Genomic DNA, 23,991 nt, shown 5'->3' with positions numbered 1-23,991 from the left:
TTATATATTAAAGTTGCATTATTCATAATTTAGTCCCTACATTTATAGCGAAATTAGCATTTCACGTCGTATAACCATAGAAAAACAAATTATTGTCTTGCATGAAAGATTTTGGAGGCCATTCAGATGAAGAGTTGATCGTGTTGATTCAACAAGACGATAGCTTAGCTTTCGAAGCTTTGTATGATCGCTATTGGAAAAAGCTTTATTACCAGGCGGCCCGCAAAACAAATTCACTGGAAGATGCGCAGGAAATCGTACAAAATATCTTTACTTCTCTTTGGCTGAGACGCCATCAACTCCAAATTGAAAGCAATCTCGCCTCCTATCTCTCCGTGGCCGTTAAATACAAAGTATTTAAATATCTGGCACAACAATACAAGCAGGAAGCTTTTAAGCATGATACGGAATGGGTAGATTTTGATAACTCGACGGAAAATTGGCTTCAGTTTGAAGAGCTTCGTGTTCGGCTAGATCAGCTTGTTTCGGAACTGCCTGAAAAATGCCAGCTTGTTTTCAAATTATCCCGCGAAGAAGGACTCTCCTATAAACAGATCGCTGAAAGTATGAACATCTCTGTGAAAACTGTCGAAACCCAATTAAGCCGTGCCTTAAAAAAAATACGCGCTGGTATTCAGCGCTTTCTGATTACTTTGTAATTTTTTTTCTCTTCTTGTCAGGGTATCAGCCCAATTTAGGGACTCTATATATAAATAACCCCTAAATATGGTTGATCATAATCAATTCCGGATAAAGCAATTGGCTTATAAATGGCTTCAAGGCACATGTACCCCTGAAGAAGAAGCCGAACTGCAACAATGGTATGAAACAAGTAATGGCGAACCTCTCCCTATCCCCGAGGAGCTCTCAACAGATGAACAACAACTCAAAGAGCTGTTATTCTTAAATATAAAGCAGGAAATCCAAGCGTCAAAAATCAAGCGAATTCCACAATGGATGAAATTGGGTGGAATAGCTGCTGCTTTGGCACTGTTATTTATATTGCCCCTTTACCTTGTTAAAAGAACAACCGGAGATAGCCCGCAGGTAGCCGTGAAGACACAACAGCAAGTTCATCCGGGCATTAAAGCAGCCGTATTAACTTTAGCCGATGGAACTAAAATTGACCTTTCTGCCCACCAAAAGAGCGTTCTCCATCAGGATGAACAGGTGAAAGTTGTTACAACTGCTTCCGGAACCGTGCAATATCAATTTACAGCCAGTAAGAATACTGCTGCTAGCCGTACCAATACCATTGAAACGCCGATTGGAACAGAGTATACGATAATTTTGGCCGATGGCAGTAAGGTGTGGCTAAACGCTGGCTCCGTTTTGACATTTCCTGAATCTTTTGCGTCGAATAGCCGTGAAGTAAAATTATCGGGTGAAGCCTATTTTGAAGTCAGCCACGATAGTAAGCGACCATTCTATGTGCGATCCAATGAACAAACCATCCGCGTATTCGGAACCCATTTTAATGTAAGCTCCTATCCAAATGAAAACAATAAAACCACACTTATAGCGGGTTCTGTACAAGTCTCGCAATTCGGCAAGTCAAAAATGCTGAAACCTGGTCAAGCAGCATTTACTACAGGCGGGAATCTTATCGTAGCAGAAGCCAATATCGAAGAGGCAATGGCCTGGAAAAATGGCTTTTTCTATTTTGAATCGACACCAATAAAAGATGCACTCGCTGCCATAAAACGCTGGTATAATGTAGATATTGTCTATAAAGGAACAAATGAAAAGCGTGAACTGACAGGAAAAATAAAACGTAATTCAACGGCCCAGCAACTGGTTGAGACCCTCAACTTCCTGGATATAAAATGTCGATTGCAAAACAATAAAATTGAAGTTGAACTCTAAATTATTTAATATAAAACAAACTTAACCAACTAATTATGTATAAACTTAAAACCATCCAAGGGGCTGGTAAAAAGGCAAAACTATTTGCTGCTTTACTTGCGATCCAATGCGTTTCCCATGCAAATAATTTGGCGATGGCGAATGTAAACCAAACTAAAATAAAGTTACAAGACAAGGAATACACTTTGGCAAAGTTTGCTAAAGAGATCGAGCGTCAGAGTTCTTATGTGTTTCTGTACGATAACTCACAGATTAATGATAACCAAAAAATCCGAATAAACCATAAAGATGGTTCTATTGTTGAAATTCTGGATGACAACCTAAAAGAGCTATCGTATTCTTATAAAATTGTCAACAACACCATTGTCCTAAAAAGGAAAACAGATGACATGCCCTCAAGAAACACGATTAATGTACAAAAGCTTGTCAAAGGACGTGTTTCCGATAGCGATGGTAAAGCATTAACAGGGGTAACAATCCGCAATACAACAACAGGTAAACAAACGGAAACAGACAGCAAAGGTGAATTCTCGATTGAAGCGACCTCTACACATCAACTCAGCTTTAGTTCGATAGGTTATGAGACTATCAGTAGTACGGTAGGCTCCAATAGCTTCCTCAACGTGCAGATGAAAACTGCCAACAACCAACTGGAACAGATCGTTGTGGTCGGTTTTGGAACACAGAAGAAAAAGGACATCACGGGAGCCATTGCAACCATGAGCACAAAGGATATTGAAGATCGCCCTGTGACCCAACTGGCGAGTGCCATGGAAGGTAAAATGGCGGGGGTAGAAATTGTAAAATCCTCCGGACAACCTCAAGCTGGCTTCTCCATTCGAGTTCGCGGAACCTCAACAATCACTGCAGGTAGCAATCCATTATACATTGTAGATGGTGTTCCTACTGAAAATATATCGGAGCTCAATCCATCAGATATTCAAAGCATTTCGGTATTAAAAGACGCTGCTTCTGCCGCTGTCTATGGATCTTCAGGAGCCAATGGCGTTGTGTTGATTACGACCAAAAGAGGAACAAACGGTAAGACACAGGTAAATTTCGAAACCTATCAGGGATTTTCAGCCATCAGAAAAAAGCCTAGCGTTCTAAATGCGGTACAGTATAGAGAATTAATGACTGAGATGGGAGAAGCCTTGGATTGGTCGAAATATACCGCTGATACGAACTGGCCAGATCAGCTATTCCGCACCGGCCACAGCCAAAAATACCAGGCTTCAGTACGCGGTGGAGATGAAAAGACAGGGTTTTACATCTCTGGATCTTATCAAAAAGATAATGGTACGGTCATCACCAATACAGTAAACAAGGTCAATTTTAAGGTTAATTTGGATCACCAGATCAATAAAATCTTTAAAGTTGGAACAAGCTTATCTTACAACCGTTGGTACGATGTGGACATTAACGAGAACTCCCGAAATGGGGTCATCATGAATGCTTACCTGGGCTCTCCAGTCATCGGCATATACGGTGATAAGGGGGCTTTCACAGTAGATCCATTCTATACGGATCTTGACAACCCCGTTGCATTGGCAACAGGCAACGAGCACAGTTATATCAACAACAGATTTACAGGAAATGCCTTTGTGGAGGCTAATATCCTACCGGGACTAAAATTCAAATCGCTGTTTGGGTATGAGAAATTTAACAACCAGTACCGCACTTTTGTAGATCCGTTCCGCACGACAGAGGGTAGAAAATATAAAGGAATGGCGACGCTCCAGCAGCAGGACAATCAGTATTGGATGTCCGAAAATACATTAAACTATGACAGAACTTTTAGTGACAAGCACCACTTCACAGGTTTATTAGGTTATATTACCACTAAAACACAAACAACAATCTCAAATATTGCTACCCAGAATTTTGCTAATCCAGCGATTCACACCGTCAATGGAGGTTCGATGATTACGGCGATGCCAACAGCGATAGATGCTGCTGTATCCACTGTCTCCGGCATTGCAAAAATCGGTTATGATTATAACGACAAGTACTTATTTACAGCAAATCTGAGAGCTGACGCCTCATCTGTATTTGGGCCTAATAACCGTTGGGGTTACTTCCCTTCTTTCTCTGCCGGCTGGCGTTTATCCAATGAAGATTTCTTCAGTTCGCTGAAAAACACAGTAAACGATTTGAAAATCCGCGCTAGTTGGGGTAAGGTTGGAAATAGCCAAATCCCGGCCTTTTCCTATCTTGGTTTAGTTGACGTCACGGGATCGTACAATATCGGCGATCAGGTTGTACCGGGGTATACACCCTCTACCTTGGACAACCCCAATCTAAAATGGGAAACGACAAACCAGACCGACATTGGTGTGGATGCCAGTTTCTTTAATTCTAGATTGATATTTGGTGCAGATTATTATGCAAAAAGGACTGTAGGCCTACTTCTCAACTCAAGAGTTCCGTATAGTTCCGGTTATAGAACTGCGCTGAAAAACCTCGGCGACCTACAGAATAGAGGTTTCGAATTCGAATTGAGTAGCCGAAATTTCGTTCACGATTTCAAATGGAATACAACAGTCACCTTTGGGCTCAATCGCAATAAAGTACTGAATATTGATGGCGGAACCTACTATGACGGAAATATTGATGGCCGTGGCAATAGTACGATTGCAAAAGAAGGGGTTGCATTGGGATCATTCTGGGGTTACGTCGCGAAAGGCGTCAATCCAGAGACCGGAGATATGATCTATCAGATGGCCGACCCTGAAGCAGGTCTTCAAACGAGTGATATGGCTATCATTGGTAATGCTACACCAAAATTCTCTTATGGCATGACAAATGATTTTAGTTATAAGAACTTCAGCTTTTCTTTTTTCTTACAGGGTGTACAGGGAAATGATATCCTTAATGCGACACGTATTTATACAGAGGGTATGTGGGAACCGAGAAACCAAAGTGCTGCCGTGTTAAACAGATGGACAGTCAATAACAAAAATAGTACTATGCCACGTCCGGATCTAAACAATACAGATGACAACTACAATTCACAGATTTCTTCCCGTTTTGTAGAGAAAGGTTCCTACCTCAGGATAAAATCGATGACTTTGGCCTATACCCTACCTAAACAAGTGCTTGAAAGATGGAAGCTCAATAAGGTCCGTTTTTATGTAACAGGCGAGAATCTGTTAACATTCACAAAATACTCAGGTCTAGATCCTGAGGTAAGCATGTATGGGGGAACTAACCAGGAAACCGTGAGCTCCAATATGGCGCCGGGCATCGATTTTGGTACTTCGCCGCAGGCACGCACCTTTATTGTTGGTTTAAACCTAACTTTTTAACCTTTTAGCTTACAAACAATGAAATCAAATAGATATACGTCATTAGCCATCGCCTTATTGGCTTCTCTTGCTCTAAATTCCTGCAAAAAGTTTTTAGATCTTCAGCCTACCTCCACGGTAACGAGTGAAAATGCCTATCTCACCGGAGACAATATTGAGAAAGCATTAAACGGGGCCTATAATTCTTTTATAGGCAATGGTACTCGCCCAGGAAGCAATGCCAATTATTATCAATGGGAAATGATTTTACAGACCGATATCCGTTCGGACAATGCGCATGCTGCCGGTGGTGGCGAAATAGATTTTGCACAAATTGACTATAATACCATTACCAATACCAATGAAATGGTACGCAGGGATTGGGAAGAACTGTATGGAGCAATCTCAAAATGCAATATCGTTATCGACAATGTTGATAAAGTCACAGATCCTACCTTTTCGGATGAAAGACGCAAACAAATTCTTGGAGAAGCTTCATTTTTAAGAGCCTTCCATTATTATCAATTGGTCAAACTTTACGGTGGTGTCCCCTTGGAAAAACACTCCAACAGTACTGATGCCGAAGTATTACGCATCAAGCGATCAACTGTAGAGGAGGTTTATGATTTTATAGATTCGGATCTACAGGTGGCCGCAAACAATCTTCCCGATGGATTTGGACAAGCCTCTATTGACAAGGTTAGAGCTACAAAAGGTGCTGCAAATGCCTTGCTGACCAAGATATGGGCACAACGCCCTGATCGAGATTACAATAAGGTCTTGCAATACGCCGATGCAGTGATTACTGGAAAAGGTGGCTATCAGCTCCTTCAAAACTATGCGGATCTTTTTGACGGTAAACATAACTATAACAGTGAATCTATCATAGAGATTCCCTACATCGCCGGCAGTCCCAATCTAAGCTGTTGGGGTGGCGCATTCTTTTTCCCGGATCTTGATGAAAATGGCCAAATCAACGAAAACGAATGGCGCCGGTATGGCACACCTTCGAAAGATCTAGTCGAAGCTTATGACAACGCTGGCGACACTGAACGAAAGAATGCCAACATCTGGTTTTTCTCTGTCCCTTGGGCAGATGAGTTCTGGAACCCTTGTGGAGATGCCGATACAGAAATCCCATTTAATGTAAAGCAAAAACATGCCAACAGCTTCCAAAGTGGCGATCATTTTTACCTTTTGCGGCTTGCGGACATCATTCTGCTTAAAGCAGAGGCTCAAAACGCCTTGGGAAATACTTCTGGTGCGATAAACACCATTAATGTCATACGTCATCGCGCAGGGCTGTCAGATTTATCCGGTGTCAGCTCCAGTTCACTAAAGGCCATCATTCTCAACGAGCGCCGATTGGAACTTGCTTTCGAAGGTCAACGTTGGGATGATTTAAATCGTTATGGTGTCACGGTAGATGTAATGAATAAACTAAATGAAATAAAATTTACATGCGATAACGGCAAACAGAGCAACCCTACGCTGATTAAGTATAATTTTAACCAAAATAGCCTGCTCCTTCCAATACCATTATTGGAACTGCAGGCAAATCCGAGCCTGACTCAAAATCCAGGCTATTAATTAGACCAAGCATAGGCTGTTCAAAGGATTAATTCCTTGAACAGCCTTTTTTACTAATATACTTTATTATGACTCGTTTTAAATCACTGGATATTTTCCGTGGGTTTACACTCGCGGCTATGATTCTCGTCAATAATCCCGGCAACTATCATCATGTATTTCCTCAACTTGAACACTCCATCTGGCATGGATGTACGTTTACAGATCTTATATTTCCATTTTTCTTATTTGCTGTTGGAAACTCCATGGCATTTTCTTTAAAAAATAGCGATCAACAGGCTCCATCAGCCTATTGGCAAAAAGTTGCGAAAAGAACGGGCATCCTTTTTATGCTGGGCATCTTTTTAAATGTTTTTCCTTTTGTTGAATGGAATAGCCTTCACAAGCTGGAATGGATTCCATTTGCCAAGTACAGGTATTTCGGCGTATTGCAACGTATCGCTATCTGTTATTTCAGTTGCGCCATGTTAATATATTATTTTAAAGATAAAGGCACAATTATCATCGGTGTGGCATTTCTCTTGTTCTATTGGTTGATTTGCTACTATAGTAATCCATCGGATCCTTATAGTTTGGAGGGTTGGTTTGGAACGGCACTGGATATCCGAATCTTTGGTGCATCCCATCTCTATCACGGCGAGGGAACAGCGTTTGATCCAGAGGATATCTGGAGCGTATTACCGGCCATCAGTCAAACGATATTCGGGTATATTACCGGAAAGTACATTATTCAAAAACTAACAGGAAAAAGGGAGCTGATGAACTTATTTATCGTAGGTCTGTCCTTTATCCTGATAGGCTATCTATGGTCATTTGTTTTTCCTATTAATAAGAAGATCTGGACCAGCAGCTACGCCGTATTCAGCACTGGAATTGCACTCTCTTTTCTCGGTATATTAATCTATCTTATCGAATTTCAAAACATCAGAGGGAAAATTTACACTGTCCTTGACGATTTCGGCAAGAATACACTATTTATCTATTGTCTTAGCGGATTAATCCCTACTATTTTTTCTTTTATTCTTATCGGGGATACGCATCAAAATCTTTGGAACTTGAGCTACCATTTCCTGTTTGATAGCTGGCAAAACCAACGATTATCCTCCGCCCTATTTGCGCTGCTATTTGTCGCTTTGAATTGGTTGATCGCATATTGCCTACGGAAGAAAAAGATCTATATCAAAATCTAGGTCAACGTACCTTTGGATTAAAATAAGCAATCTGAATAATAGGGATAAAAAAAAGGGCCAAGGCCCTTTTTATATATAAAGATATGGATAAGATATACCGCAGCTACTTTTAGAAAACGCCCCATCTTTGTTTTACTAATTCCGCTATTACAGTATGCTGACACTAAAATAGCTCAAACTAACTATACAGAGAAAAAACTTAGGGGGACAAAGGGGGGACAAAAACTAATCAATTGAAAAACAGTAAATTGAAACACATGTTTAAATTAAAAAAAACGTTATTTTATGTTGAATAATCGAAATAAAAGTAATACTTAGTGTAAAATTCTTGTCCGGAAATATTAAAAAAAGAAAACCTGAGGTTGGGAGCCCCAGGTTTTAACTAACCAATTATTAACCTAAATTATGAAAAGTCTTTTTAATATTCTACACAAAGAATATTTCAACTATTGGACCAAAATCGCGCGAAAATTGCTATTTCACATTTCTTTAACAGATTACTGAGATTGAAATGACCAAACGGAAGACATTTCCAAAATAAGAACTGAAAATATACTGTTAAAAGAAATTAAAGAGACTATTCGGAGCCGATTTTTCATAAGAGAAATCAGGTTCTGTCGCAACATCAGGTAAAATCTTTGATTTTGTTAAGAAATGTATTTTAGCGGGATGTCTTTCTGCTGCCATTTTGACCAACTCCATCATGTAGTGATTGCTCTGATATCTTTTTACTTGTCCTTTTATATCTTCAAACCCGTTATACTGGCTGTATTGATCAATATATCCCATTCCATAAAAAACACCATTTTCAATGACAATACAGCTTTTTTCCTCGGAATTACGTCCTTTATCGATCAATACAAAGGATGGCTGCTGTTTGAGCCAATCCTCGATACAACGTTCCACCCGTGTATTGTGTAGGTCTCGATCGGGTAATTCGGTCTTCTTTAAAGCTTTCGTAGACAAACTGGCGTGCCCAAACTGACAAAATTGCGGATTAATAGCGTCATGCTGAATAAAGCTTTGCAACAACTGAATAGCGTCATATTCACGCTGAAACAGCTGAATACATTCCTGTCCCCTTGTTGTCTTCCCAATAGCCAGATGGAGATAGCCATTTTGATCCTCATAAGAGAACAAACCGAATTTAGGCTCATACCGTTTAAGTGCTCTATTATATTTTGGCCAGAACTTTTTGATTTCCGCACATTCCAACAACAATGACATCAGCTCTGTCCCGCAGCACTCATAACTTATATGATGAATTTCTTTTAAGAAATGTTGCCTTTGCGCTTGAATATTATTCCCTGTAAAATGAGACAATACTCTTTTTTTTATATTGACGGCTTTGCCAACATAAATTACTTTTCCAGCTTTGTCATGAAAATAATAGACTCCAGCCTCGTTGGGCAATTGTTCATACTCCAAGGGATTTAAATGCGGTGGAAAACGTTGATCTAGCGCTTTATGTTTAATCATATCCTGAAATACCTGTTCGGTATCTAGCACTTTCAAATAAGCAAAGAGAATGGCTGTTGCATCGGCGTCGCCACCCGCACGGTGCCTATTTTCAATCGGGATATCTAAATAATCACATAGGCGCCCCAAACTATAGGACAATAATCCCGGTTTTATTTTTCGCGCATAGCGTACTGTACACAATTTAATCGCCGACCACTCGAAGCCCGATTCCTGAAGTTGAAATCGAATGAATGAATAGTCAAAATTTACATTATGTGCAACAAAAATACGGTCTTTGAGCATTTCATAAATCTGCTCGGCTACCTGATCAAATAACGGAGCGTCCTTCACCATGTCATTGTCTATGCCCGTAAGCGCAAAAATCGAATTCGGAATTTCTTTCCCTGGATTAACCAAGGTCTCCCAACGTTCCAAAACCTGATTACCATCATGAATAACAATGGCAACCTCTGTGATCCTGCTCGATTTTGCATTGCCACCCGTAGTCTCTATGTCCACAATGGCAAATTCTTGTCTTTTGCTTTGATTTACACTCATAACGCAAAGCAAACATACTAAAAATATTAGCTATTCAAAAGAATCACCGCAATTTTACAAAACACGGAAGCCAATTATGCAATCTAACTGATAAAAATAGCTGTTTTTCTAAATGACTGTTCATATTATATATTGCTGGATTTTGTTTATTTTGGCTTTTCTTAATTAAATTCATGCTCATGGAAGTAACACAAAAAAATAACGATAAACACGGTAGCTTTGAGGTTATCGATCAGGAAAAGTCAGTGGCACAAATGACCTATACCTGGGCTGGCCCTACAAAATTCATTATAGACCATACGGAAGTAAGTTCCGAATACGCAGGAAAAGGGCTAGGCAAACAATTATTGATGGCAGCAGTGACCTATGCACGTAAAGAAAATTTAAAAATTATGCCTTTATGTCCTTTTGCAAAATCAGTTTTTGATAAGGACCCAGCATTAGCCGATGTGCTTTTTTAGGACCCCGCCAATGTGAAAAAAGATGGTTATATTGCTGTAGTAGCAATGTAACCATCTTTTTTTGCCCCCTGTTTAGCTAATGGGCAATTGCTAATCAAGTTTGATTGCTAATTTGTTTATCAACTTAAAAATGAGATCAGCCGTTAGTTTGGCCGTTCTGGAATCAATATCGAAATGTGGATTGAATTCTGCAAAATCGACAGATTTTAGATTAGGCAGATCCAGTAGCATATCGTAGATCGTAAAAAACAAATGATCAGGGACTATACCGTTAAATGCCAATGCACTTACTCCCGGTGCATAGGCTGCAGCGAAAGCATCAAGATCAACCGTCAAATACACATAATCCACTAATTTGGAAAAACTAACAATTTGCTCCCGGATCAGATCAAGTTTTTCAATGACCAAACTCTCTCTTTCAATAATCTGCACATCCTTCTCTTTGGCATAGGTGAGCAATCCTTTGGTATTACTAATTTCTTGAATACCAATTGCTAAGTAATGAAATAGCAAATCTGCTTTAGACTGATCCTGCTCGATTTGATAGAATCCCGTTCCAGAATTCCCTTTGCCATCCTGCAATGGACGGATGTCTAAATGGGCATCCAAATTAATAATGCCAAGACTTTGATTACGACTCTTTAGAAATTTTTTAACACCCAAATAATGGCCATAAGTTACTTCATGGCCACCACCTAAGACGACTGGAAATCCTTCTTGCTCGAGAATACAATTTAAGGCAGCCCCTAGCCCCTGCTGAGATAATTCTAAATCACTGTCTTTTATAAGTATATCACCGCAGTCTTTAAGTTTTAGTTTATCAGAAAAATGTACAGGAAGGTTTGTTAATACATTCCGGAGTGCTGTCGGTCCATCTTTGGCGCCTACACGACCTTGATTGCGTGCAACCCCCTCATCGCTACAGAATCCGAGAAAAGCAATGGACTGCCTTAAATCGGGCTGCTCGAGAAGATCAACACAATCCATTAATTGATGCCAACGCATCCATTCACGATCCTGGCCATCGATACGCCCCTTCCAGACCGCTTGGTCTCCTTTGTTATATATTTCCGAATTATTCAACAATAAGTTCATTCGCTCAGATCAAATAATTGTTCGATAATATCGTCATCTACAAGTTGCGCGCGGGTAACTTGCAATGTGGTATTTCTCTCCATTGCACGATCTAACGCCTGATTAGCTTCCTTATTTCTAGCCCAAGCGCGCCTAGCAATCCCATTATTTACATCAAAATACAGCATCTTTTCCAATTTAAAAGCTGCTTCTGCAGAGCCATCTAGCAGTAGACCGAAGCCACCGTTGATGACTTCACCCCAACCGACTCCACCGCCATTGTGAATAGATACCCAAGTAGCCCCCCGGAAACTGTCGCCAATGACGTTATGAATAGCCATATCTGCTGTAAATTGACTGCCGTCGTAGATATTACTAGTCTCCCGATAAGGTGAATCGGTACCGCTCACATCATGATGGTCTCTTCCCAAAACAATAGGTGCTTCAAATAAGCCACTTTTTACGGCTTCATTAAAAGCCTTTGCTATGGCAATACGTCCATTTGAATCTGCATAAAGAATACGCGCCTGGGAGCCTACTACAAGTCTATTTTTACCGGCTTCTTTAATCCATTGAATATTATCTTGCATCTGCTGCTGAATCTCCACGGGAGCTTCTTTTCGGAGCTCTTCTAAAACTGTCATGGCTATTTCGTCTGATTTTTGAAGATCCAAAGCCTTTCCAGACGTACAAACCCAGCGAAAGGGTCCAAAACCATAGTCAAAACACATTGGGCCAAGAATATCCTGTACATAAGATGGGTAGCGGAACTGATCCTTTTTATCATTCCATACCGCTGCACCTGCACGGCTGCTCTCCAACAGAAACGCGTTACCGTAATCAAAGAAATAGGTTCCTTTAGCTACATGCTTATTGATGGCATCGACATGTCGTACCAAGCTTTCTTGTACACATCGCTTAAACCGGTCAGGATCGGTCGCTAACAACGCATTGGATTCTGCAAAGGTCAGCCCCATCGGATAATAGCCTCCAGACCAAGGATTATGTAATGATGTCTGATCAGATCCTACCGTGATGTGGATATTTTTGCGATCAAAGGCTTCCCACACTTCGACAATATTACCGATATAGGCGAAGGAAATTGTTTCCTTTTGATCCATCGCCAACTGTACTTGTTCAACGAGTTCATCGATGTTTTCTACCAATCGGTCTACCCAACCCTGTTCATGCCGCTTTCTTGCCGCAACGGGATTTATTTCAGCGCATACGGTGATACAGCCGGCAATATTACCTGCTTTGGGCTGCGCGCCACTCATACCGCCTAAACCAGAAGTCAAAAATACCTTGCCTTGAATTGTATCGTCTACCGTTAAATGTTTTCGGAAAGCGTTCATAACAGTAATTGTGGTGCCATGCACAATACCCTGCGGACCAATATACATATAGGAACCTGCTGTCATCTGCCCATATTGCGTAACACCTAAAGCGTTAAAACGTTCCCAGTCATCCGGTTTCGAATAGTTTGGAATCATCATGCCATTGGTTACAACAACACGAGGTGCATGTTGTGAGGAAGGGAAAAGACCCATTGGATGACCACTGTAAAGATGTAACGTTTGTTCATCTGTCATCTGCGAAAGATACTGCATGGTGAGGCGATATTGAGCCCAATTTTGGAAAACAGCTCCATTACCACCATAGGTAATCAGTTCATGGGGATGTTGTGCTACGGCTGGATCAAGGTTGTTCTGAATCATCAACATAATAGCTGCCGCCTGCTTACTGGCTGCTGGATAATCATCTATCGGTCGAGCGTGCATTGCATATTGGGGTCTAAAGCGGTACATGTAGATTCGGCCATAACTACGAAGCTCCGCTAAAAATTCAGGTGCTAAAACCGTATGCCATTGTTTGGGAAAATAACGTAATGCATTCCGTAGAGCCAGCTTCTCTTCCGACTTGGTGAGAATATCCTTTCGTCTGGGGGCATGACTTATTGTATGATCTCGTTCTACTTTTGGAGGTAATACGGTTGGAATACCTTCCGCAACCTCGCTCTTAAATGTATCTTCCATGTTGTTATATTGAGAATACTTCCTGACCATTTTTCCATACTGCTGTAGGCTGCAAGCTTCCTTGGTAGTAAGTAATATCTTGATAATTATCTGTTTTAAATAAACTAAAGTCTGCTTTCATGCCCTTGGTCAACACGCCGCGATCCGACAGGTTTAAGGCTTTTGCAGCACGGTAGGTTAGTGCCGCAAGCAGCTCAGCATTCGTCAACTTTTCTGCTGTTGCCAAAATACTCGCACTCGTCAGTAACTGTCCCATGGGCGCGGAACCCGGATTCCAGTCACTTCCTATTGCCAAACATGCACCTGCATCCAACAACTTTCTAGCAGGTGTAAAACCACATCCAAGGCCGATAGAGGCGGCAGGCAGCGCTACAGCAACAGTAGCTGAGTGTGCGATAAGTTCTATTTCAGCCGCAGTTGATGCTTCAAGATGATCCGCAGATTGAGCACCGAGTTCTACAGCAATCTGACTTCCCGAAGTGGTAAACTGATCGGCATGAATAGTCAGATCAAAACCCATTTCTTTTGCTTTTCGTAAATAGGCCACAATGTCTTCCCCCTGAAAAGCCGTTTTTTCGATAAATGCGTCAATCCGATTCGACAGCCCTTCTGATTTCAATAGGGGAAAAAGATCTGTTGTGATCAGATGAAGATAATCTTTTGCGGATCCGTCGAAGTCCCGTGGGAGCATATGTGCCGCCAAACAAGTTGGAATAAGGTCTGATGCCGTACGACGATCCGATTCCTGAATGACCCGTAATATCTTAAGTTCTTCTTTAACATTGAGACCGTAACCACTTTTAACTTCAATTGTTGTGATTCCTTGCCTTAATAGAAAATTTGCGCGCTGGATAGTGAGATCAATCAATTCTTCTGCGTTACAATCCCGCGTATGGGAAACGGTGCTCCAGATCCCACCTCCTGCCGCTGCAATCTCCAGGTAGCTTGAGCCTGCATTTCGAAGGGCGAAATCATTCGCTCGATTACCGGCAAAAGCAATATGTGTATGGCAATCAATAAAGCCTGGCAGAACGACCTGATCTCCTTCTACAGGTACAAGTGCTGCCTCCTTTCCCCATTGCAGTTGTAGTTGCTCAAAATCCCCCACTTCCAATATATTGTTACCTGCTATTAAAATACCTCCTTCTTTAATAATAGCCAATTGTTTATCGTCGAGTGCCCCATTTACGGGCATATTTGACATCGTTAATATCTGCCTAAAAGGTCCAACTAATTTCAGCTCTTTTTCCATCATTCTTCGTTTAAAACATTTCAAACCTTTGTTTCAAATCCGCTTCAATCTCACCTGTAGCATATTGACGATGCAATGTGATCAGTTCGCCTGATTTTACGAGGCTTAGTGCCTCCGTCAGCAGCTCTTCCATCGGTTGATCGGATTCAATATGCGGAATGGACTGGCGAATTCTTGCATGGATAGCTTCCAATGCTGCAGTCGATTTTAATGGCTGATGGTAATCCTTGGCCTGTGCAGCACATAACAGTTCAATACTTAGTATTTTATCGACATTGTCAATGACCTGCAGTAATTTTCGGCCGGCAATAGATCCCATACTGACATGATCTTCCTGGCCTAAAGAGGTAGGAATACTATCTGCACTTGCAGGAAAACAAAGTCCTTTATTCTCACTTGCAATCGCGGCCGTGCTATATTGTAAGATCATAAATCCTGAATTGAGACCGGTTGACTTCATTAACAATTTTGGGACACCGTTGGTTTGACCTTCTAAAGACAAATAGACCCTTCGGTCCGAAATATTGCCAATTTCCGATGCGGCCAGTGTGGCATAATCCAAAGGCAAAGCGATTGACTGTCCGTGAAAGCTACCGCCACTAATGGTTAGTTCATCATTAATAATCACAGGATTGTCGGTCACTGCGTTTATTTCGATTTCTATGGTATCCTTCAAATGAAACCAAGCATTGCGTGATGCTCCATGGACCTGAGGGATACAGCGCAGCGAATAAGGATCTTGTACACGAGAACAGTCTTTGTGGCTTTCCAAAATAGCCGAGCCATGAAGCATGTTAAAAATGCTTGCAGCAACATAGCGGTTTCCTAGGTGCGGGCGTAATTGATGTAATTCTGTAAAAAATGGTTTTATTGAACCATTTAAGCCTTCAATCATTAAGGCAGCAATAATATCGGCGTTCTGAAGTACACGATTTAACTCGGCAACAGCCATCACACCATGTGCAGCCATAAATTGGGTTCCATTGATTAAAGCCAGCCCCTCTTTTGCGCCCAACTGAACCGGTGCCATACCGTGTTTTTCCAAAACAGCAGCTGTCTCCAAAATCCCCCCTTCTACGTTAACTTTTCCTAAGCCAATCAATGGTAAAAATAAATGTGACAATGGGGCCAAATCACCCGATGCGCCGACAGAACCTTGTTTAGGAACCACAGGAATGACATCATTTTCAATATGCCAAATAATCCGCTCAATCGTCGCATACTGAACTCCTGAAAATCCTTTAGAAAGCGCGTGAACTTTAAGAATAAGCATCAATTTGGCCAAATCATTGGCTATAGGTTCTCCCATACCGACAGCATGGCTTTTTAGAATATTTTCCTGTAATAGCTGCGTTTGACTTGCATCAATAAGTGTGGTGCACAATGGACCAAAACCTGTATTGATCCCATAGACAACCTCACCGCGCTCAACTATTTTCCTGACATAACTGGCGCTTTGCTCGATCTTATCCCTGACTTCGGTGGAAATCTCCCCGGTAACCGTTCCTTTTGTTATCGCTAAAGCTGTGGAGCATGTTAGCTGCCCACTGCCATATAAAAATTTTTCCATTATCATAACTGCTTTACTCAAATGTACTTGCTATATTTGATAATTAGAAATACCATTTTTATCATCAATTGATAACCATGAATTATCAAATAGAGCTAAGACATTTACTGTATTTTAAAGTATTGGCAGAAGAACTGCATTTTAGAAGGGCTGCCGAAAAATTGTTTATTGCGCAGCCAGGCTTGAGCAGGCAAATTAAGCAACTGGAGGAATCTTATGGCGTAACACTTTTTGAGCGTAATAAACGAAATGTTCAAATGACTGAAGCGGGGATATATCTCTTTCAGGAGGTGAAAGAACTATTTCGGCACTTGGATCAGATTGAAACTCAACTTCAAAGTTTTGCCAATGGTAAAATAAGCACCTTAAAGCTGGGGTTTATCGGGTCGGCTGTTCAAACAATCCTGCCGGAACTACTTGTCAATTTAAAACAGCAGCAGCCGGATATCGAGTTATCACTTCACGAACTAGCGAATGAAACCCAGCTGGATCTGCTGGAGAAAAAAGAACTTGACTTAGGGTTTGTTCGTCTTTCCGAAACGCCACCTGGATTATGTAGTCTGCCTATACATACAGAGCATTTTAGCCTCGTTTTACCCAACGATCATCCCCTATTGAAGTCACCGCAACCAAGTCTTGATGCGTTCAAAAATGAATCATTTATCTTATTTTCCAAAAACTATAGCCACTCTTATTATGATCTCGTCATGAGTATTTTTAGTGATCATAAGTTTATCCCCAAAGTTACTTTACGCACAGTGAATGCTTTGACCATTTTCAATATGGTTGCTCAGGGACTGGGTGTTGCCATTGTTCCTTCATCTTTAAAGAACGGCTACCATGTTGATGTCACTTTCCTTGAATTGAACAATTTACCACAACGAACAACGCTCTCCTTAGTTTGGAATGCCCACAATCGTAATCCGGGTATTCCATTGGTCACCCAGATCATCACTTCACAAGTAAAAAACGGATATAATACGTCAAAGCGGGATAATAAGGCATAAGTCCTTATTAAAAGAATGCCAAATAAATTGTTCGGATAAGCTTGTTCTTGTATTGCATATCAGAAACAAATTTTCTAAGTTTGAGGTATTTACTAAACTTAATAAAAAAACAAATTATGATTTTAGAAGTAGCTGTATTGCAAATTATTGAAGGACAACAATCCAATTTTGAAAGAGATTATAAAACAGCTTGCCAATATATTAGTGCGAGTAAAGGCTATATAACGCATTCTTTACGTAAATGTATTGAAAAAAACAACCAGTACATTCTGTTGGTTGAATGGGAAACTTTAGAAGACCATACCATTGGTTTCAGGGAGTCGGCATTATTTAAGGAATGGGAGAAACTTTTACATCATTACTACGATCCATTTCCAACAGTCGAACATTATGAAGTGTTAAAATAGTAGTTTTGTCGTCCTTTTCTACAATAATCTAGTATCTTTGTAGAAATTTTTGATATTCAACTTTTAACCCCTATAACGTCACAAGCGTTATAGCTTTGAACAGAACAAGATGTACACAAAAGAAAAAGCAAAAGTAAATAGTTTTACGGTAGATCATACCAAATTAAAACAAGGGATCTACGCTAAAGCTTCTACAACCAATAACAGCAATGTTGAAAGTTATACAACTTACGACATTCGCATGATCAGACCGAATTCTCCGGAGCGTATGCTATCACCTGAAGTCATGCATACATTAGAGCATTGTTTTGCAACAGAAATTAGAACCATCTTAGGTGATGAGGTTATTTATGTTGGACCAATGGGCTGTTGCACGGGATTTTATGTGGTATTGGCTGGAACAGCGAAAACTCCTCAGAATGTGGCGGAATTGATGAAAGAAGTATTAGAGACTGTTCTTACAGAAGGATACGAAGTACCTTTCCAAAACCCGATTAGCTGCGGAAATTACACATTCATGGATTTTCCCACCTCAAAACAGGCTTGTGTTAACTTCTTAAATCTAATTACTGCCGAAGAATTGGCATTTGAGTATCCATATATCGAAGAAAATTAAATGATCCTGAATAAAGATATTGAAACGATTATCTTGGTAGCAAATAAAAATGAGCTATCTTTTAATTCGACAAGTGAATCGACTTTTGTATACGAAATTGGTGTAGGTAAAGTAAATGCGCTCCTGTCCGTAGCTACGCTTTACGAAGACATCAAAGCATTAGGAATCAGTCCTGTTCTTCTCAATGTTGGCACGGTAGGCTGTACAAGGCATCCGATAGGCCATGTCCTTTATCCGGCATACTATGCACAAGGGGATGCTTATACGGATGGATTTTTCCTGGAAAACACCCTGTTTTTTAAAGGTCAAGGCGTATTGGAATCCATATCACTTGATGAATTTCGCTACGAAGATGCACTTTTGACATCGGATCGTTTTATCAATGTAAATACTGCTTTTTATCAGGATATCAAACATTTTAACCCTTTGGCATTTGATATGGAATCTTATGCCCTAGCGAATTTCTGTTTTCAAAAAAATCTCACCTTTCATAGTATTAAAATTGTTTCAGACAACTGTGATGGTACAGTTAAAGATTGGGAAAGTATTTTAGGAGAAATTTCAGGGAGATTAGGTGACATCCTCGATCAATTTATGAAAAAGCTGGATAACGAAAAAGCTGCTGCGGTCAGCATATCGTAATCTAATGAAATAGCAAAAAAAAGACCTGTAGAAATAGAGGTCTTTTTTTTGCAAATTACCGCGTTCTTTCTTCAACAGCTTCCCTATTGTCTTTCTAATTTGAATTTATTCAAACTATTCTCTCCCGAGGTTGTTCAGATAAGTGGATTACAAGCCCATCGTTATAGTCAATATAACTCTTCCACACTGCAAATAAATCGATCTAATATTCTTATGAAGAAAAAGAAGAAAATAATAATTTCAAATAGACTGCCGATACAAATAGAGCGAAAAAAAGAAAAATTAATCATCAAGCCGAGTGCGGGCGGACTGGCAACCGGTTTAAATTCCGCCTTTGATACGGATGAAATACTTTGGGTTGGCTGGCCGGGAATTGTTCCCAAAGATGAAGAGGAAAAAGAAAAGATTGTCGAGCTTCTCAAACCGATGAACTTACTTCCTGTTTTCTTATCCAAAGATGAAATACGCAATTTCTACGAAGGTTATTCCAATGAGGTCCTCTGGCCTATTTGCCACTATCAGCCGAGCTACATTCATTTTGACCGCGAATATTGGTCTACCTATGTCATGGTAAATAAGAAATTCTGCGAGGCTGCGCTTTCTATCGATGAGCCATCCGATTTTATTTGGGTCCATGATTATCAGCTTATGCTACTCCCTCAACTGTTGCGTTTAGAAAACCAAGAGCTCAACATAGGTTATTTTCACCATATCCCCTTTCCTTCGGAAGAACTCTTTATGAACATTCCGCAACGTAAAGAATTGGTTGAAGGTTTACTGGGAGCAGATCTTATCGGATTTCATACTTTCGCCGATAGTCAGAACTTTCTAAATGCCTGCAAAAAAATACTGCATGTATCGTCTGGACATAACCAGCTCAAGTACAAAGACCGTCATATATTTATAGAATCCTTTCCGATGGGTATTGATTTTGATAAATTCGTCGAAGTCAGCAGTCAGCCTAAAATCCAGTCCATTGCAAGTCAATTCCGGAGCCATTTTCCCGATCAAAAGATTATTATAGCTGTCGATAGGCTCGATTATAGCAAAGGGATATTAGAGCGATTACGTGCATTCCTCACTTTCCTTGAAAAATACCCCGAATGGCATACAAAAGTTGTGCTATATATGCTTATCGTGCCCTCCAGGGATAAGGTATCGCAATACAAAAAACTGAAAGATGAGATTAACCGGAAGGTGAGTGAAATCAATTCCATTTATGGCAATCTAAGCTGGACGCCGGTACTATATTTTTATAAATCGCTTCCATTCGAAGAGCTGGTTGGATTATATGTTGCATCCGATATCTGTATGATTACATCTACGCGAGATGGGATGAATCTTGTAAGTAAAGAATACATCGCCAGTAAGACTTTATCAAAGGGGGTATTGATTTTAAGTGAGTTTGCAGGCGCCTCCAAGGAACTCGTTGATGCCTTGATTATTAACCCCTATAATCGTACAGAAACGGCAGACAGTATTTACCAAGCGCTTAAAATGCCGCCCGAAGAAATTCAGGAACGTACCGATGCCAATATTCAGATTATACAGAAGTTTAATGTACAGCATTGGGTGCAGCTCTTTACCAATCGTTTGGCTGAGACCAAAGCCATACAACGTGACGAATGGGCAAGGCGAATCTCAGATAAGGTATTGAATAGTATTTCAGAAAGGTATAGCAAAAGTAGCAATAGACTCTTTTTTCTGGACTATGATGGTACCTTGGTCAAATTCCAGAATCATGCCCAAAAAGCAACTCCGACGACCTTGCTGTATAACCTTTTGGATAATATCATTTCTGATCCACTCAATACATTGGTCATCATAAGCGGCCGATCACAAGAGAGCCTATCGTCTTGGTTTGACGGTCGATCGTACTATTTAGTTGCCGAACATGGTATTTGGTCAAATTTCCCAAATTTCAACTGGTCGTATAAAAAAGGATTGGCCCTCCACTGGATGCCTGAAGTAAAAAAGCTGATGGAGAAACTGGCCGATCAAACTCCGGGTGCTTACATTGAGGTCAAGCCCTACTCGTTAGCTTGGCATTATAGAAAAGTAGAACTGGGCTTAGGCGAACTTAAAGCAACCGAGCTAAAGGAGACCTTAAACCCAATGCTCAACGACTATGGATTACAACTATTGGACGGAAATGCTGTTATTGAGGTCAAAAATACAGAAGTTAATAAAGGTAAGGCGGCATTGGAAATCGCAGGACATATAAAAGCAGATTTCATGTTGGCTATTGGCGACGACATTACCGACGAGGATCTATTCAAGTATTTACCGCAATCGACCATAAGTATTAAGGTAGGAAGCAACAAATCTGCAGCAAAATATTATTTAGATGAACAAGAAGATGTTCTTCAATTTTTAAATCAACTTATCGTAAAATAATGAACGAAAATACAACAGAAAACAGACATATCTACCAATCTGGAATCATTGGAAATTGTTCCTACATAGCGCATGTTGGCATTGACACAAACATATCATGGTTGTGCTGGCCATCGTTCGAAGATAGCTTTGTATTCGGCAGTATGATCGATAAAAATCAAGGTGGAACTTTCAAGATCAGTTCAGAGGAAGCAGTTGTGGAAACCAAGCAATATTACATCAAAAATTCCAATGTGCTCTGCACGGAAATCCATACGGAATCCTATGCCTATCGTATTACAGATTTTGCACCACGTTTTGAACAATTCGGGCGGTATTTTAAACCCTTGATGCTAATACGAAAGATCGAACCACTGCATGGGGCCCCTAGCGTCAACATCAGATGTCAGCCGACTGCTGACTACGGCCGATTGGCACTTAAGCCTACCCGTGGCAGTAACCATATTCTTTATAGCAACGATCAGGTCGGAGAACGGATTCGACTTACTACTGATCTGCCTATTTCACATTTCTTCCAAGAGGAAAGCTGGACCATTATCAGTGAAAATAAATACCTTATACTGACGTATGATGCAGCTTTCGAATCGGCCATTGTGAGCACCTGTGAGGATTTCCTCCATAAGACGCTCAGTTATTGGCAGCGATGGATTAAAAGATGTAGTATCCCCAACATTTATCAAACAGAAGTTATCCGATCGGCTCTGGTACTGAAACTTCATCAATATGAGGATACCGGAGCAATTATCGCCGCATCAACAACTAGTCTTCCCGAATATCCAGGCTCGGGAAGAAACTGGGACTACCGTTATTGTTGGGTACGTGATAGTTATTATGTCCTAACAGCATTGACGCACATCGGTCAATTTGAAGAAATGGAAAGCTTTGCAAATTATATTGCCGGCATAACGCATCGCAACCCTGGAAGACTTCAACCTTTATACGGTATCCTTGGTACCACCGAGCTGACAGAACAGATCTTACCTTACCTAAAAGGCTATCAGGATAACGGTCCAGTACGGATTGGCAATCAGGCTTTTGAACATATTCAAAATGATGTATATGGTCAGGCAATGATTGCGTTGTTACCTCTTTTCACTGACCAGCGTTTTAAAATTCATGAAAACAAGAATGTGTTAGGCTGGGTAAATTTCATTCTCGAAAAGATTGAGGCTACTATAGAGGAAAAAGATGCCGGCATCTGGGAGTTTAGAAATTTTGCCAACCACCATTGTTATTCCAATCTTTTTCAATGGGTCGGATGTAAGGCGGCCCTGTTGATTGCGCGTCAAAATGGTTATCAAGATATGGAGGATCGCGCGAATGTCCTCTTAAAAAAAGCAGAAGCTTACATCGAGGCCTGTTATGACGAAGAGCGAAAAGTCTATCAGAATGCTATTAATAGCCGGAATTTAGATGCAAGTACCTTGCAGCTCATTGTCATGGATTACCTTGACCCAAAATCGGAACGCGCCCTTCATCATCTCGAAATGCTGGAAAAGGAATTAAAAGGTGAAAATGGACTTTTCTATCGATATAAGCATCAAGATGACTTCGGCAGACCCAAATCCACTTTCTTAGTCTGTGCATTTTGGTACGTGGAAGCGCTAGCCTGTGTCGGGCGTGTTGAGGAAGCGAAAGAGATCCTGGAACGCTTGCTAACCTACAGCAATCACGTGGGGCTGTTCAGTGAGGATGTTACCGAGGACAATGGCAGCCAATGGGGCAATTTCCCACAAGCCTACAGTCACGTTGGATTGATGAATGCCGTTTATCGTCTTGCTATAAAATTAGATAAACCAATTTTTCATTGACATAAAAACAAAATGTGCGATCAAAATAAATTGATCGCACATTTTTTACACGTATAATTGCCAATTAAATGGCCTTGATAAAATATTACAATTTATCCAGCCAGTTTTCTACCTCTTCTTTGGTTTTTCCGGTCTTTTGTTGCAATTTACCCAACAACTCATCTTCCTTTCCCTCTGCATATAACAGATCATCATCGGTTAAATCTGCATATTGCTGTTTCACTTTACCTTTCAGCTCGTTCCAACGGCCTTTCCATGTTAAATTACTCATAAATGCTCCTTGTTTTAAAAAAATGAAATGTGTGTACTTATATACTTATATCAATGTCTGTTTATAGCTATCAAAATGTTCACAGATTTCCTCTATCCCAATTCGCTTGCCCATCAAGTCTATAAAACGGTTTTTATACAATGAAAATATGTATAGTCCCGTTGCCAAACTTCCTATGACAAAAATACCTTCCAGCTCATTACTCTTCACAAGCTTATTGTTCAGACGGCACTCTTTGAGTAATGGAATGTTATAAGAAGACCATTTACCCATTTTATCTTTGAGTACCAAACCAATATTTTTTGTCCCTGTCATCATTTCAGCTCCTTTTATTAGAAAAACAGCTACGTTGCTTCAAATGTTTTCTAATTTTTGTCATTTTGAAAAGAATAGGTCTTTCATACACAAGAGCAAGTAATTATACGGTGACGTCCAAAAAAAATGTTTCCAATTGATCAATTGGAAACATGCTGTTAAAGATTGCTATTGCTATTT

At 40.4% G+C, this 23,991-nt stretch carries 19 protein-coding genes; 12 read left to right on the top strand and 7 right to left on the bottom strand.

What is annotated here, in order from left to right; genetic code table 11:
• The first annotated feature begins 101 nt into the window (after nucleotides 1-101).
• From M2419_RS08495 to M2419_RS08475, 5 genes are all read left to right on the top strand, one after another.
• Nucleotides 102-659, top strand: coding sequence for an RNA polymerase sigma-70 factor (locus M2419_RS08495; protein WP_153847356.1), 558 nt, complete (start codon nucleotides 102-104; stop codon nucleotides 657-659).
• Nucleotides 660-726: 67 nt separating this feature from the next.
• A complete protein-coding gene (locus M2419_RS08490) occupies nucleotides 727-1,866 on the top strand; it encodes a FecR family protein (RefSeq protein ID WP_153847357.1) in 1,140 nt (379 codons plus the stop codon).
• A 35-nt stretch (nucleotides 1,867-1,901) separates the two neighbouring features.
• Complete coding sequence (locus tag M2419_RS08485; protein ID WP_153847358.1) at nucleotides 1,902-5,174, top strand: TonB-dependent receptor; 3,273 nt, start codon at nucleotides 1,902-1,904, stop codon at nucleotides 5,172-5,174.
• A gap of 18 nt (nucleotides 5,175-5,192) precedes the next feature.
• Nucleotides 5,193-6,743 carry a RagB/SusD family nutrient uptake outer membrane protein gene (locus M2419_RS08480; RefSeq protein ID WP_153847359.1) on the top strand — a complete coding sequence of 517 codons (1,551 nt, stop codon included), beginning with the start codon at nucleotides 5,193-5,195 and terminating at the stop codon, nucleotides 6,741-6,743.
• Nucleotides 6,744-6,811: 68 nt separating this feature from the next.
• Nucleotides 6,812-7,933, top strand: a complete 1,122-nt coding sequence (locus M2419_RS08475) for an acyltransferase family protein (protein WP_153847360.1) — start codon at nucleotides 6,812-6,814, stop codon at nucleotides 7,931-7,933.
• Nucleotides 7,934-8,491: 558 nt separating this feature from the next.
• Here M2419_RS08475 and M2419_RS08470 read toward each other — a convergent pair.
• A complete protein-coding gene (locus M2419_RS08470) occupies nucleotides 8,492-9,952 on the bottom strand; it encodes an exonuclease domain-containing protein (RefSeq protein WP_194932909.1) in 1,461 nt (486 codons plus the stop codon).
• A 179-nt stretch (nucleotides 9,953-10,131) separates the two neighbouring features.
• Here M2419_RS08470 and M2419_RS08465 point away from each other — a divergent pair, with 179 nt between their 5' ends.
• Nucleotides 10,132-10,413 (top strand): GNAT family N-acetyltransferase, encoded by a 282-nt coding sequence (locus M2419_RS08465; protein ID WP_153847362.1) that lies wholly within the window; start codon nucleotides 10,132-10,134, stop codon nucleotides 10,411-10,413.
• A 90-nt stretch (nucleotides 10,414-10,503) separates the two neighbouring features.
• Here the strand turns inward: M2419_RS08465 and hutG are convergent, their stop codons facing one another.
• The 4 genes from hutG to hutH are packed head-to-tail and all read right to left on the bottom strand — an operon-like array spanning nucleotide 10,504 to nucleotide 16,345.
• Nucleotides 10,504-11,508: a formimidoylglutamase gene (hutG, locus tag M2419_RS08460; protein ID WP_153847363.1), complete on the bottom strand. Its 1,005-nt coding sequence runs from the start codon at nucleotides 11,506-11,508 to the stop codon at nucleotides 10,504-10,506.
• Nucleotides 11,505-13,523 carry a urocanate hydratase gene (locus tag M2419_RS08455; protein ID WP_153847364.1) on the bottom strand — a complete coding sequence of 673 codons (2,019 nt, stop codon included), beginning with the start codon at nucleotides 13,521-13,523 and terminating at the stop codon, nucleotides 11,505-11,507. The genes hutG and M2419_RS08455 overlap by 4 nt, the downstream gene beginning before the upstream one ends.
• A 4-nt stretch (nucleotides 13,524-13,527) precedes the next feature.
• Nucleotides 13,528-14,778 carry an imidazolonepropionase gene (gene hutI / locus M2419_RS08450; RefSeq protein WP_194932910.1) on the bottom strand — a complete coding sequence of 417 codons (1,251 nt, stop codon included), beginning with the start codon at nucleotides 14,776-14,778 and terminating at the stop codon, nucleotides 13,528-13,530.
• A 7-nt stretch (nucleotides 14,779-14,785) separates the two neighbouring features.
• Complete coding sequence (gene hutH / locus M2419_RS08445) at nucleotides 14,786-16,345, bottom strand: histidine ammonia-lyase (protein WP_227550277.1); 1,560 nt, start codon at nucleotides 16,343-16,345, stop codon at nucleotides 14,786-14,788.
• Nucleotides 16,346-16,422: 77 nt separating this feature from the next.
• Between hutH and M2419_RS08440 the strand changes: the two genes are divergently transcribed.
• The 6 genes from M2419_RS08440 to M2419_RS08415 all read left to right on the top strand — a co-directional run bounded on the left by M2419_RS08440 (nucleotide 16,423) and on the right by M2419_RS08415 (nucleotide 23,225).
• The gene (locus M2419_RS08440; protein ID WP_153847366.1) at nucleotides 16,423-17,352 is read left to right on the top strand and encodes a LysR family transcriptional regulator; all 930 of its coding nucleotides are present in this window, start codon (nucleotides 16,423-16,425) and stop codon (nucleotides 17,350-17,352) included.
• 116 nt (nucleotides 17,353-17,468) lie between these two features.
• Complete coding sequence (locus M2419_RS08435) at nucleotides 17,469-17,759, top strand: antibiotic biosynthesis monooxygenase (RefSeq protein ID WP_153847367.1); 291 nt, start codon at nucleotides 17,469-17,471, stop codon at nucleotides 17,757-17,759.
• Nucleotides 17,760-17,868: 109 nt separating this feature from the next.
• The gene (locus M2419_RS08430) at nucleotides 17,869-18,375 is read left to right on the top strand and encodes an S-ribosylhomocysteine lyase (RefSeq protein ID WP_153847368.1); all 507 of its coding nucleotides are present in this window, start codon (nucleotides 17,869-17,871) and stop codon (nucleotides 18,373-18,375) included.
• Entirely contained in the window at nucleotides 18,376-19,017 is a 642-nt protein-coding gene (locus tag M2419_RS08425; RefSeq protein ID WP_153847369.1) for a hypothetical protein, read from the top strand.
• 213 nt (nucleotides 19,018-19,230) lie between these two features.
• Nucleotides 19,231-21,414, top strand: coding sequence for a bifunctional alpha,alpha-trehalose-phosphate synthase (UDP-forming)/trehalose-phosphatase (locus M2419_RS08420; RefSeq protein ID WP_153847370.1), 2,184 nt, complete (start codon nucleotides 19,231-19,233; stop codon nucleotides 21,412-21,414).
• A complete protein-coding gene (locus tag M2419_RS08415; RefSeq protein ID WP_153847371.1) occupies nucleotides 21,414-23,225 on the top strand; it encodes a glycoside hydrolase family 15 protein in 1,812 nt (603 codons plus the stop codon). Before M2419_RS08420 ends, M2419_RS08415 begins: the two co-directional genes overlap by 1 nt.
• Nucleotides 23,226-23,310: 85 nt before the next feature.
• Here M2419_RS08415 and M2419_RS08410 read toward each other — a convergent pair whose 3' ends face one another.
• A complete protein-coding gene (locus M2419_RS08410) occupies nucleotides 23,311-23,496 on the bottom strand; it encodes a CsbD family protein (RefSeq protein WP_075992699.1) in 186 nt (61 codons plus the stop codon).
• 45 nt (nucleotides 23,497-23,541) lie between these two features.
• Nucleotides 23,542-23,814: a hypothetical protein gene (locus tag M2419_RS08405; RefSeq protein WP_153847372.1), complete on the bottom strand. Its 273-nt coding sequence runs from the start codon at nucleotides 23,812-23,814 to the stop codon at nucleotides 23,542-23,544.
• Between the last annotated feature and the right edge of the window lie 177 nt (nucleotides 23,815-23,991).

The sequence above is a fragment of the Sphingobacterium sp. BIGb0116 genome (genome assembly GCF_024808035.1).
GTDB lineage: Bacteria > Bacteroidota > Bacteroidia > Sphingobacteriales > Sphingobacteriaceae > Sphingobacterium > Sphingobacterium paramultivorum.
This window is presented reverse-complemented; position numbering and strand designations above follow the sequence as displayed.

What these genes read in the sequence shown, in the direction of transcription:
- M2419_RS08495 (WP_153847356.1), top strand. Translation starts at nt 102, where the DNA reads ATGAAAGATTTTGGAGGCCATTCAGATGAAGAGTTGATCGTGTTGATT.
- M2419_RS08490 (WP_153847357.1), top strand. Translation starts at nt 727, where the DNA reads ATGGTTGATCATAATCAATTCCGGATAAAGCAATTGGCTTATAAATGG.
- M2419_RS08485 (WP_153847358.1), top strand. Translation starts at nt 1,902, where the DNA reads ATGTATAAACTTAAAACCATCCAAGGGGCTGGTAAAAAGGCAAAACTA.
- M2419_RS08480 (WP_153847359.1), top strand. Translation starts at nt 5,193, where the DNA reads ATGAAATCAAATAGATATACGTCATTAGCCATCGCCTTATTGGCTTCT.
- M2419_RS08475 (WP_153847360.1), top strand. Translation starts at nt 6,812, where the DNA reads ATGACTCGTTTTAAATCACTGGATATTTTCCGTGGGTTTACACTCGCG.
- M2419_RS08470 (WP_194932909.1), bottom strand. Translation starts at nt 9,952, where the DNA reads ATGAGTGTAAATCAAAGCAAAAGACAAGAATTTGCCATTGTGGACATA.
- M2419_RS08465 (WP_153847362.1), top strand. Translation starts at nt 10,132, where the DNA reads ATGGAAGTAACACAAAAAAATAACGATAAACACGGTAGCTTTGAGGTT.
- hutG (WP_153847363.1), bottom strand. Translation starts at nt 11,508, where the DNA reads ATGAACTTATTGTTGAATAATTCGGAAATATATAACAAAGGAGACCAA.
- M2419_RS08455 (WP_153847364.1), bottom strand. Translation starts at nt 13,523, where the DNA reads ATGGAAGATACATTTAAGAGCGAGGTTGCGGAAGGTATTCCAACCGTA.
- hutI (WP_194932910.1), bottom strand. Translation starts at nt 14,778, where the DNA reads ATGATGGAAAAAGAGCTGAAATTAGTTGGACCTTTTAGGCAGATATTA.
- hutH (WP_227550277.1), bottom strand. Translation starts at nt 16,345, where the DNA reads ATGGAAAAATTTTTATATGGCAGTGGGCAGCTAACATGCTCCACAGCT.
- M2419_RS08440 (WP_153847366.1), top strand. Translation starts at nt 16,423, where the DNA reads ATGAATTATCAAATAGAGCTAAGACATTTACTGTATTTTAAAGTATTG.
- M2419_RS08435 (WP_153847367.1), top strand. Translation starts at nt 17,469, where the DNA reads ATGATTTTAGAAGTAGCTGTATTGCAAATTATTGAAGGACAACAATCC.
- M2419_RS08430 (WP_153847368.1), top strand. Translation starts at nt 17,869, where the DNA reads ATGTACACAAAAGAAAAAGCAAAAGTAAATAGTTTTACGGTAGATCAT.
- M2419_RS08425 (WP_153847369.1), top strand. Translation starts at nt 18,376, where the DNA reads ATGATCCTGAATAAAGATATTGAAACGATTATCTTGGTAGCAAATAAA.
- M2419_RS08420 (WP_153847370.1), top strand. Translation starts at nt 19,231, where the DNA reads ATGAAGAAAAAGAAGAAAATAATAATTTCAAATAGACTGCCGATACAA.
- M2419_RS08415 (WP_153847371.1), top strand. Translation starts at nt 21,414, where the DNA reads ATGAACGAAAATACAACAGAAAACAGACATATCTACCAATCTGGAATC.
- M2419_RS08410 (WP_075992699.1), bottom strand. Translation starts at nt 23,496, where the DNA reads ATGAGTAATTTAACATGGAAAGGCCGTTGGAACGAGCTGAAAGGTAAA.
- M2419_RS08405 (WP_153847372.1), bottom strand. Translation starts at nt 23,814, where the DNA reads ATGATGACAGGGACAAAAAATATTGGTTTGGTACTCAAAGATAAAATG.